General features: G+C 58.6%; 8 protein-coding genes. 6 read left to right on the top strand and 2 right to left on the bottom strand.

What is annotated here, in order from left to right; all coding sequences use genetic code 11:
• Nucleotides 1-5 precede the first annotated feature (5 nt).
• The 6 genes from BLS41_RS29295 (at nucleotide 6) to BLS41_RS29320 (ending at nucleotide 9,416) form a co-directional block, all read left to right on the top strand.
• Nucleotides 6-1,388: an MFS transporter gene (locus BLS41_RS29295; protein ID WP_074770970.1), complete on the top strand. Its 1,383-nt coding sequence runs from the start codon at nucleotides 6-8 to the stop codon at nucleotides 1,386-1,388.
• A gap of 326 nt (nucleotides 1,389-1,714) precedes the next feature.
• Nucleotides 1,715-3,316: a peptide chain release factor 3 gene (locus tag BLS41_RS29300; protein ID WP_074770971.1), complete on the top strand. Its 1,602-nt coding sequence runs from the start codon at nucleotides 1,715-1,717 to the stop codon at nucleotides 3,314-3,316.
• Between the two features lie 864 nt (nucleotides 3,317-4,180).
• Nucleotides 4,181-4,726 carry a fimbrial protein gene (locus tag BLS41_RS29305; protein WP_074770972.1) on the top strand — a complete coding sequence of 182 codons (546 nt, stop codon included), beginning with the start codon at nucleotides 4,181-4,183 and terminating at the stop codon, nucleotides 4,724-4,726.
• 6 nt (nucleotides 4,727-4,732) lie between these two features.
• The gene (locus tag BLS41_RS29310) at nucleotides 4,733-5,530 is read left to right on the top strand and encodes a fimbria/pilus periplasmic chaperone (protein ID WP_366486865.1); all 798 of its coding nucleotides are present in this window, start codon (nucleotides 4,733-4,735) and stop codon (nucleotides 5,528-5,530) included.
• 164 nt (nucleotides 5,531-5,694) lie between these two features.
• A complete protein-coding gene (locus tag BLS41_RS29315; protein WP_074770974.1) occupies nucleotides 5,695-8,247 on the top strand; it encodes a fimbria/pilus outer membrane usher protein in 2,553 nt (850 codons plus the stop codon).
• Nucleotides 8,248-8,429: 182 nt separating this feature from the next.
• Nucleotides 8,430-9,416: a fimbrial protein gene (locus BLS41_RS29320; RefSeq protein WP_074770975.1), complete on the top strand. Its 987-nt coding sequence runs from the start codon at nucleotides 8,430-8,432 to the stop codon at nucleotides 9,414-9,416.
• 188 nt (nucleotides 9,417-9,604) lie between these two features.
• Here BLS41_RS29320 and BLS41_RS29325 read toward each other — a convergent pair whose 3' ends face one another.
• Together BLS41_RS29325 and BLS41_RS38665 are read right to left on the bottom strand one after the other, a co-directional pair.
• On the bottom strand, nucleotides 9,605-10,486 hold the full coding sequence (locus BLS41_RS29325) for a LysR family transcriptional regulator (RefSeq protein WP_074770976.1): 882 nt from the start codon (nucleotides 10,484-10,486) through the stop codon (nucleotides 9,605-9,607).
• Nucleotides 10,465-10,761: a hypothetical protein gene (locus tag BLS41_RS38665; protein ID WP_143026390.1), complete on the bottom strand. Its 297-nt coding sequence runs from the start codon at nucleotides 10,759-10,761 to the stop codon at nucleotides 10,465-10,467. The genes BLS41_RS29325 and BLS41_RS38665 overlap by 22 nt, the downstream gene beginning before the upstream one ends.
• Nucleotides 10,762-10,798: the final 37 nt, after the last annotated feature.

A 10,798-nucleotide genomic window follows, 5' to 3' on the forward strand; every position in this document is an offset into this window, starting at 1 on the left:
ACAGCGTGAGCAATCAGGACATTCAGGTGGCCCTTCCTGGGCTCGCCCCTACCTTGCCGTCTGCGGCGGCGTCCGCGCACGGCCCCGTTCCGCTCGACGACGTTCCGCTGAACGCCTTCCACGTGAAAATCGCCGGGCTGACATTCGGCGCGCACCTGACCGAAGGTTTCGCGCTCGGCACGATCGGCTACGCGCTCGCGTCGATGAACCGGCAGATGCCGATCGACGCGTTCTGGATGGGCATGATCGGCAGTTCCGCGCTGATGGGCATCTTCCTCGGCAGCCTCGTATTCGGCTGGCTGTCGGATCGCATGGGTCGCCAGAAGATTTTCCTGCTGAGTTTCCTGATCATCACCGCCGCCGCGTTCGCGCAGTTCTATGTGCGATCGCCGGCGGAGTTGTGTTTGCTGCGCGTGCTGATCGGCTTCGGGATGGGCGGCGATTTCGCGGTCGGCCACGCGATTCTCGCTGAATTCTCGCCGCGCAAACATCGCGGGACACTGCTCGGCTCGTTCAGCGTGGTGTGGACCATCGGCTATGTCATGGCGAACGTGCTGGGCATGCATTACGCCGATGCTTCGCCGGATGCGTGGCGCTGGCTGCTCGCGTCGGCGGGCGTGCCGGCGGTGATCGTTCTGCTGCTGCGCATCGGTACGCCGGAGTCGCCGCGCTGGCTGCACGGCAAGGGCCGGGTTGCGGAGGCCAAGGCGATCTTGCTGAAGCATTTCGGCCCGAACGTCACGCTCGACGCCGGTCATGACGAGCATGCGCAAACCTCCGGCGGCTTCGCTCGTCTGTTCAGAAAAGACCTGATTCGCCGGACTATTTTCAATTGCGCGTTCTTCGTGTGTCTCGTGATCCCGTATTTCGCGATCTACACGTTTTTGCCGACGATCCTGAAGGCGATCCATCTGAATAACGATTCGGGAGCGGACTTCCTGCTGAACGGCTTCCTCGTACTCGGCGCGCTGATCGGCATCTGGCTGACGATTAAATTGCCGCGTCGCGTGTTTCTGATTGGCTCGTTCGCGGTGACGTGCGTATCGCTGGTCGCGCTGGGCTTCCTGCCGGAATCGGCGACCGTCGGCATGATCGTCGCGTTTGGCATTTTCACGTTGACCATGTCGGCGTTTTCCAACCTGGTTGGCGTATTTCCGCCCGAGTGCTTTCCGACCGAAGTGCGTGCCTGTGGCGTCGGACTCGCGATTGCATGCAGCCGGCTCGGCTCGGCGGTCGGGACGTTCCTGCTGCCGCTCGGCATCGTCCATCTGGGCTTTCACATCACGATTCTGGTGCTCGCGGCGGTGCTGCTGGTTGGCATGATCGTGTCGATTGCGTGGGCGCCTGAAACGAAGCATCTGACGTTGAACGAAGCAAGCGGCGTGTAGTCCGCCGATCGGGGCGCCGCGCACATCACCGCCCAGGCTTGTTCCGAAGCACTTTCCGGCCGCGCGCGACGGCGCCCGGCCGGGCTCCTTTCCCCCTGATGCCGCCCCAGGCGTGTATCATTCGTTCCCTGCGCTGTTCTGCGCTGGCGATTCCCGTAGTGCCGAACGCTCGTTCGTGACCTGTTTTGCGACGCGGCGAGTTTGCCAGTCGACGCGGGTCCCGGCCCAACTCCCGCAGCCCGACGCCGCCGCGCAAGGCGCGGCATACCGGTCGCCCCAGGCCGCCGGGAACCGCCCGAACCCCCTATCAGTGATCGCCAGACCCGATGTCAGTCTCCGAACTCAAACGCCGCCGCACGTTCGCGGTCATTTCCCACCCGGACGCGGGTAAGACCACGCTCACCGAAAAACTGCTGCTGTTCTCGGGCGCGATCCAGATCGCCGGTACCGTGAAGGGCCGCAAGAGCAACCGCTACGCGACGTCCGACTGGATGGAAATCGAGAAGCAGCGGGGCATTTCGGTGGCCAGCTCGGTGATGCAGTTCGAGTACGGCAATGCCGTCATCAATCTGCTCGACACGCCGGGCCACGAAGACTTCTCCGAAGACACGTACCGCGTGCTGACCGCAGTCGATGCCGCCGTGATGGTGATCGACGGTGCGAACGGTGTGGAAGCGCAAACGCTGAAGCTGCTCGAAGTCTGCCGCAGCCGCAAGACGCCGATCGTCACCTTCATCAACAAGCTCGACCGCGAAGTGCGCGAGCCGCTCGAACTGCTCGACGAGATCGAGCAGCATCTCGGCGTGGCGGCCGTGCCGTTCACGTGGCCGATCGGCATGGGCAAGGATTTCCAGGGCGTGTACGACATCCAGCGCGATCAGGTGCGCCTGTTCCGCGCAGGGCAGGACAAGGCGGGCGGCGAAGTCGAAACGCTGCACGCGCTAAGCGACGAAGAAGGCGAGCGCCGCTTCGGTCAGGCCTGGGTCAAGGCGAAGGAAGAGATCGACCTCATTACCGGTGCATCGCCCGATTTCGACCGCGAACAGTTCCTCGCCGGTCAGCAGTCGCCGGTGCTGTTCGGCTCGGCGATCAACAACTTCGGCGTGAAGGAAATTCTCGACGCGCTGGTCGATCTCGCGCCGCCGCCGTCGATGCGCATGACCGTGCAGCGCCCGGTGATGCCCGACGAGCCGAAATTCACCGGCGTCGTGTTCAAGGTGCAGGCGAACATGGATCTGGCGCACCGCGACCGCGTGGCGTTTATCCGCGTGTGTTCGGGGCATTTCGAGCGCGGCATGGCCGTGAAGGTCACGCGCACCAACAAGACGTTCCGCGCGAATAACGTGGTGACGTTCCTGTCGCAGCGTCGTGAGACGGTGAGCGAAGCCTATCCGGGCGACATCATCGGTATTCCGAATCACGGCACGCTGAGTCTCGGCGACACGCTGACCGAAGGCGAGCAACTGCAATTCGTCGGCCTGCCTTTCTTCGCACCGGAAATTTTCCAGACCGTTGAAGTGGTCGATCCGATGCGCGCGAAGCAACTCGGCGAAGCGCTGAAGCAACTCGGCGAAGAAGGCGCGATTCAGGTGTTCCGTCCGGAAGTGGGCGGTCTGACGATTCTCGGCGCGGTTGGCCAACTGCAGTTCGAAGTGGTATCGCACCGGTTGTCGACGGAATACAAGGTCGACGTGCGGATGGCGCCCGCGCGCTACCGGATGTCGCGCTGGGTGACCTGCGACGACGCCGCCGAACTGCGCCGCTTCACCGATTCGTACGCGGCGCGGATCGCGCTCGACGCTTCGGATGCGCCGACTTACCTGGCGTCGCACGTCGGCGAAATCGAGGTTGCGCAGAAGGCGTGGCCGAAGATCGTGTTCAACGAATTGCGCGAACACTCGGGCGCGCCGTTCCGGAAGTCGATGTGATTTGACGCTGCGGGATTGAAAGGCAGGCGGCGGTAAGAAGCGGGCGATTAAAATGACGAAATCGCTTTGTTACGGCCGCTGCTTTTCAACTACGTTGTCTATGGCGCGGTTGGCCGATATTTCCGGCTGACCGGCTTTTGCTGTGGGCAGGCACGCATTCATCAACGCAATGCGGTTGCACGCGTGATTTACCGTGCGGGAACAACCATCAACCTAACTGCAGGCGCGATCGAAATCGCTCGCATTTCTCCCGCATTTCCCTCGCATCGACCTGATCAGGCAGCGAATTGCGCTGCCCAGACATCCAGGACAAATGACGCGTCATCGAATCATTGCTCGATGAGCCGTTGCCGCGTATTTGATTCATCAATATCTAATTCGTCGAATTAACGATCCCCGAAGCGCTGGTGGCCCGAGCGTGGTTGTCTGCGATCGTTTGCGGGTTTGATTTGCGGTTCAATTTTCGTTTTCCTGCTTTAAAAATTCATGATGGTATTGGCTAAGTTTATTTTATTTAATCGTCGTGAGAGGCCGGGATTTAAGCATGGCCGTGCATGACGGATTTTAATGGCATGGCGCGATATGTGAAATTTTCGTCGATCAATGGGATTTGTCCTATTTTTCAAAGAAAACGTACCGTATCGAGTGGTATTTTATTTGCGATATCTAAATTTAATGGGAATTGTCTTAGATATTCTTGCGCGTAAGAAATTTAATATGGCTCGGCGGCTGCGCAAACGGCACAGCAAGTCGATTCAAAGACCGTTGATTCATTGCGGAGAACGTTGAAGTGCACAACGCAAGCGTCAAATCCATCAAATTGGTGTTAAACCAGAATATTTTTGGCTTATTGGAATTGTAACTATGAAGTCGATTTTCCCCGCTATTGTGATTGCAACTGGCAGCCTGTTGGGCTTTGCTTCGATGGGCGCTCACGCTTCGGACGGCATGCTCATTTTTAATGGCAACATCTCCGCCCAGACTTGCCAAATCAACGGCACCGTGCCTGGTAAAATGACAACGGTCACGCTGCCGACAGTTTCGGCCGCAGCGATGCCATCTGCCGGTCAATCCGCCGGTGCCACGCCCTTCAGCCTCACGCTGAGCAACTGCGCCGTAGACTCGGGCACCGCCCACACCTACTTCGAACCGAGCAGCAGCACAACTGACCCGGCGACCGGTAATCTCGTGAATACCGGCACCGCTTCAAACGTTCAGGTTCAGCTGTTGAATTCCGATTCATCGGTTATCGCATTGAACAAAGCTGATGCCGACCAGAATTCGAAGTCTGTCAACATTGACAGCGGCACCGCCACGCTGAATTACAACGCTCAATATATCGCCAACGGTGGCGCCGCTGGTGCAGGAACGGTGACTTCAGCCGTTACTTTCTCGATGATTTATCAATAATTGAGTTTGACGAGACTGGTTCCGGCCAGTCTTGTTTTCCTTTCCCTTAACCTTCTTATAATCGCCATGAACGTCAAGCGTGTTTTTGAATCGTTGCTAATCATTTTGGCGTTCGGCGTTGCTGTGCGTGTCGAGGCTTCGGTGGTGATTGACGCCACACGTGTTATTTATAACCAGAACGAATCGGAAGTAACTCTTAAACTAACCAATGCTGGGGAAAAGCCGGCGCTGCTGCAAGTGTGGATCGATAAGGGCGATCCGAAAGCCGCACCCTCTTCGATCAACGTACCTTTTACCATCACGCCGCCGGTTTCGAGAATCGACCCTGCAAAGAGCCAGACGCTGCGCATTATCTACACTGGCGAAGCTCTCCCTGCGGATCACGAATCGGTATTCTGGCTGAACGTGCTAGAAATTCCGTCCAAGGCAACAGGCGAAGAAGCGAGTGCAAACTCTTTGCAAATAGCCTTCCGTTCACGCATCAAGCTGTTTTATCGCCCTGCGGGGCTGAAGGGCGATGCTAATGGCGCGCCCGCCCTGGTCGGCTGGCACGTCGTGACCCAAGATGGTCACACGGCCCTTGAAGCGAGCAATCACAGTGCATTCAACGTGTCGTTCATCGAGGTGAAAGTCACGGACGGCGTTAACACGGCAAGCCTCGCCGACGGCGTGATGGTCGGGCCCGGTGAAACCGCGACCATGCCGCTGAAAGGCAACGTGTCAGGCGCGCCGGCTGCAAAGGTGCACTTTCGTACGCTTAACGATTTGGGCGGCTCGGTGGAGGGTGAAGCTCCACTCAAGTAAAAGTATGACCATGTGATGCCGTCTCGAAACGCACGGCGGCGTCGCAGGCGGCCTGTAGTTCATTTCGCCGCTACCCCGCTTCACTCTCTCCACTTCTTATTCGCGCCGAATTTGGCACCCGTTGGTGCGGGGATTCTTGCGCCCATGAAAAATCTGAAATTGTCATGCCCAAGAGAATCCAGCGGTATCACTTCAAGGCCGAGATACGCCCGCTTTACGCGCTTGCGATTCTCAGTTTGAGCGTAAGCGCGGCGAACGCCGCGTCGGGTGACGAACAGATCGCGCAGGTTCAGTTCAACGACGCGTTTCTCCAGCAGATGGGGACCTCGGGCGTTGATGTCAGACGCTTCGAAAAAGGTAACGTAGCCGAGCCCGGCGTGTACCGGGCCGATGTGTATGTGAATCAGCGATGGCTGGGTCTTACGCCAGTTACGCTCGAAGCGTCTGCATCGGGGCACGTCGAGCCATGCGTCGGCCTTGATTTGCTTGAGCGCATGGGCGTTGATCTGTCGAAGTTTTCGGCCGAGGCGACGGCGCTGCTCAACAGCAGGAAAGGCGTATGCGCTCCTCTGCCGCAGTTCATCGAGAGTGCGACAGCATCATTCGACAATGGTGAGCAACGTCTCGATATCACCATTCCGCAGGCGTCGCTAAGTAACAACGCACGCGGCTACGTTGACGCAAAATACTGGGACGAAGGCATTACCGCCGCGGTTCTCGCCTACAACGCGAACGTCTACCGGACGGATTCGGGCGGGAACTCGTTCACTCAGGGATATGTGGGGCTGAATGTGGGTGTCAACGTGGGGCCGTGGCGTTTCCGGCACCAAGGCAACCTGACGACCAGCACCGGTGTCGGCACACACTATCAGCAGATTCAGACGACCCTTGAGCGTTCCATCGCGCCGCTTAAGAGCAAATTGACGTTCGGAGATGGCTTCACGGACGGAGCGATGTTCGATAGTTTCGGCTTTCGCGGCGTGCAACTGGCCAGCGATGACCGCATGTATCCGGAGTCACAGCGTGGTTATGCGCCGACGATTCGCGGCGTTGCCCGCAGCAACGCACGCGTCCAGGTGACGCAGAACGGCAACACCATTTACGAAACGAACGTTGCTCCGGGCCCATTCGAGTTCAACGATCTGTATCCGACAGGATACGGCGGCAATCTGCAAGTGATTGTGACCGAAGCCGACGGTTCGCAAAGCATGTCGACCGTGCCGTTTGCTGCTGCACCGAATGCATTGCGTCCGGGTGTCACGCGTTTCAGCGCTACGGTGGGCCAATACCGTAGCGCAACGATCGACAGCAAGCCCATGCTGTTTCAGGGCACGGTTCAGCACGGCTTCACGAATCTGATTACGGGCTACGGCGGCATCACCGCCGCGCAGGGATACGTCGCTGGCGTGTTGGGCACTGCGCTCAACACGAAGGTCGGCGCATTTGGATTCGACGTAACGCAGGCCAACACCAGTTTTCCGGGGCATGGTTCGCACAACGGCCAGAGCTTGCGTCTTAGCTATAGCAAGTACTTCGAACCGACATCGACCAATATCGGTCTGGCTGCGTATCGCTTTTCGAGCGGCGGCTTTTACAACCTCGAAGATGCGATCGCGATGCGCGATCAGCGTGCGCAAAATATCGGCACACAGCGTAATGCGTTGCAGTTGACGCTTAACCAGACGCTTCCCGGCGGCTGGGGCTCGGTCTACCTGACCGGCACGGCTCAGAACTACTGGAATCAGCAAGGCACGAACACGCAGTTCCAGGCGGGCTATACCAATAACTTCAAACGGATCAACTACGGCGTATCGCTTTCGCGCCAGTATCAGGTAACGAACTCGAAATGGGACAACCGCGTGATGGTGACCGCTTCCATTCCGCTTGGCAACGGCTCCAATGCGCCGTTCTCGTCGACCAGCATTCAGCGTGATTCGGATGGTCTGACCAGCGTTCAGCAAACGCTTTCCGGCACGTTGGGCGAGGACAATGCGTTCGCTTACGGCGTCAACGCCGGGTACAACGGCGGCGGCAATATGAACAGTGCGACGAATGTCGGTGGCAATGTGTCGTACCTTTCGCCAATGGCTGCGCTTTCGGCCGGCGCATCGACCGGCAACGGATTCAACCAGTTCAACGGTGGCGTATCTGGCGGTGTCGTGGCCTACAAGGGTGGTGTCGTGTTCGCGCCTGTGATGGGCGAAACCATGGCTATTGTGGAAGCGAAGGACGCTGCGGGTGCGCGCATTACTTCGCAGTCCGGCTTGCGTGTCGACCCTTGGGGCCGTGCGCTCGTGTCGACTCTCCGGCCGTTTGCGAGCAATGAACTCGTCGTTGACCCGAAGGGGTTGCCCGTCAGTGTCGAACTTAAATCCACGTCGAAGCATATTGCGCCGACGGCCGGTGCGGTCTCGCTTGTGAAGTTCGAGACGGACAATCCAGGCGCTTCGCTCATCATCCGCTCAAAGATGGCTGACGGCGAGCCCGTTCCGTTTGGCGCCGACGTGTTCGACGCCGCAGGACAAACCGTCGGCACGGTTGCGCAAGGCGGACGCGTCATCGTGCGAGGCCTGAAGAGCGCGACGGGCGATCTGACCGTGGGCTGGGGCGACGGTACCAACCGTCAATCGTGTCGGGTCTCCTATTCGTTGCCGAACACGCCGGACGCCAGGGCGAAGGTGTGGACGACGATCGACGCCGACTGCGTGACGCCATAAGCGGCTGGTTTCAATACGGCGCATGCAGCCGAAACCGAAGCGGCAATGCAGCCAGAACCAGCTTGATATGAAGCGCTAGTCGACGTCCCGACAGGCGGATTGGGTTAATGGCAAACCTCCTTTTTACTATTTTGGCTGCGCTGCCAGCGAAGCCATTCACCTCTCTGTGAGGAGGGAATTTCATGTTCCGATTCTTGAAGATCAAGGTTCTGATGCGCCTGGCGTTGCTGCTTGTCTGCGTGTCGCCATTCGCCAGCGTGTGGGCCACTTGCAAGGCGTCAAATGTCACAGCGAATTTTCCGCCAATAGCTTCCATGCAGCGGGATGCTCCGAACGGAACCGTGCTGGCAACAGCGCAAACCACGATGACGATTACGTGCGATTCCACAGGCTCGGGTTCAGGCGACGGCTCATGGCTCGTCGGGCTCAGCGCGGCGAATGGCGATTTTGGCGCTGCGTCTGTCGCGAACACCCGGTTGACAAATTACAGCGGCGTCGGATTGCAGTGGGTGAATCTAAACTCGAACACGGGGACAAATTCATCGGTCTCAAGCGGTCAGCTAAATATTTCAAGCTGGCAACGCGGAATCAAGTTCGAAGGTACGACAACATTGACCGACACCTGGACGCTCGTAAAAGCCGACAACATCGCTTCAGGGACGTTAGCTTTGCCGGCTTTGTCTTACACATATAAGACCTCGACAACTATGAAAGAGATGGGGGCGTTGGCAACCATCAATTTCTCGAGCTTGGGCGTGGTCGCGCAGTCCTGCAGCCTGAACACGCCAACTGTTAATGTTCCGATGGGAGACTATTCTAAATCGGCGTTCCGCGGCATTGGTTCGACCACAAAGAGCGTTCCTGTCAAGATCGGGCTGTCCTGTTCGAATGGGGCGAGAATCAATGTGCAGTTGACCGTGACCGCTGATGCCAGTCAACCGGGCACCATAAAATTGACACCGGGTGCCGGCGCAGCATCAGGCGTCGGTATTCAGATGCTTGATGCGTGGAACAATCCGTTGCCGCTAAATACCAATTTCGTGGCTGGCACAGCAACGGCAGAAGGCGTCTACAACGTTGACTGGAGCGCGCAATATATCCAGACTGCGAGCCAAATATCAGCTGGTGCGGCAAACGCTACTGCGGTATTTACGCTGACATATCAATAGAATTGAGGTTAGCGTTGAATTTTTAAAAGCGCTTTGTAATCGGGACTGTGCAAGGTCATTTAGAAATGGCGGTGCAAAAGAGCAGTCCCGATTCTCTCTTCGAGCTCTCCAATTGCAGTCCTGAGATATGCGCCGGTAGAACAACGCGCAGGCTCAACGTCAGGCAAACGAGGTTGCTCCGCTGGTGACTAAACAGGCGCAGAGTCCAGCTTCAACGTCTCTTTCCGTATCCACCTCGCCAACGTCTGCACATCCTCTACCGCAATATTCCGCTGCGCTATGTCCAGCCAATAACCATAAGGCCCGGTCACTTCGATATCGGAAAACTGCGCAAGCTCGCCGTCGGCCAGCTCCTCGACGATCATGTTCCGGTCGACGATCGCCAGTCCCGCGCCCTTGCTGGCCGCGCGAATCGCCTGCTCCAGCGTCGAAAATTCGATGCCGTTGTCCGCATAGCGCGCGGGCAGTCCCGCCTTCGCGAGCCAGTTCGGCCAGAGCTCGAGGCGCGCGTCGTTGTGCAGCACATGCAGCGCGGGCATGCTGTCGAGCAGCGTGTCGAGAGGCTGCGCCAGCAGGCGCGGCGCGCCGACGAGCACGTGGCGCTCCATCGTCAGCAATTCGGAATGCGCGTCGGCTAACGCGTGGCGCGCGAAGCGGATGTGGCAGTGGCAATCGGCGCTCGGCTCGGTACGGATCGACAGTTCGACGTCGGGCAGTTCCACCGCCAGTGCGCCGAGCCGCAACGAGAACCACTGCGTGGCGAACGTCGGCGGGACGGCCACGACGAGACGCCGCCGGACCTTGGCCACCGTGAGCTGACGAAAACCGCGCTCGATCATGTCGAACGCGTCGCTCAGACAGGGCAGGAATTGCGAGCCCGCCTGCGTCAGACGAATTCCTTTGTGATCGCGTTCGAACAGTTTTGCGCCGATCGACTCCTCCAGCAGTTTGATCTGCCGGCTCACCGCGCCTTGCGTCACGCAGAGCGCCGTGGCCGCTCGGTTAAAGCTCATGTGACGGGCAGTCTCTTCGAAGAAGCGCAACGCGATCAGCGATGGCAGGCGCCGCATAAATCACCTTCTGTTTCTTTTTTAGTGATGCGAAATGGCTGGCCCGAGCGAGGCATGCCTCGCTCGCGCTTGCACGGTTCGCGTTGTGCTGCTTCGCCGGGCGCGTGTTGTCTCCTGAACGCGCTTTCGTCGCCATCGTGTCCGGCAATTTCCCGAGCTGAAACTCGTTCCCGATGGCCGGATGATTGTGACACCGGCGAGGCGATTTTAGCTTGATCAGGAGAAAAAATCGTGATGACGTGAGTTTTGTGCGCGCTTTTCTGGACCGGGGTCATCGGCGCGAATCGATGCGCCGCGCAACGTCCCAAGTTC

The sequence above is a fragment of the Paraburkholderia fungorum genome, from assembly GCF_900099835.1.
GTDB lineage: Bacteria > Pseudomonadota > Gammaproteobacteria > Burkholderiales > Burkholderiaceae > Paraburkholderia > Paraburkholderia fungorum_A.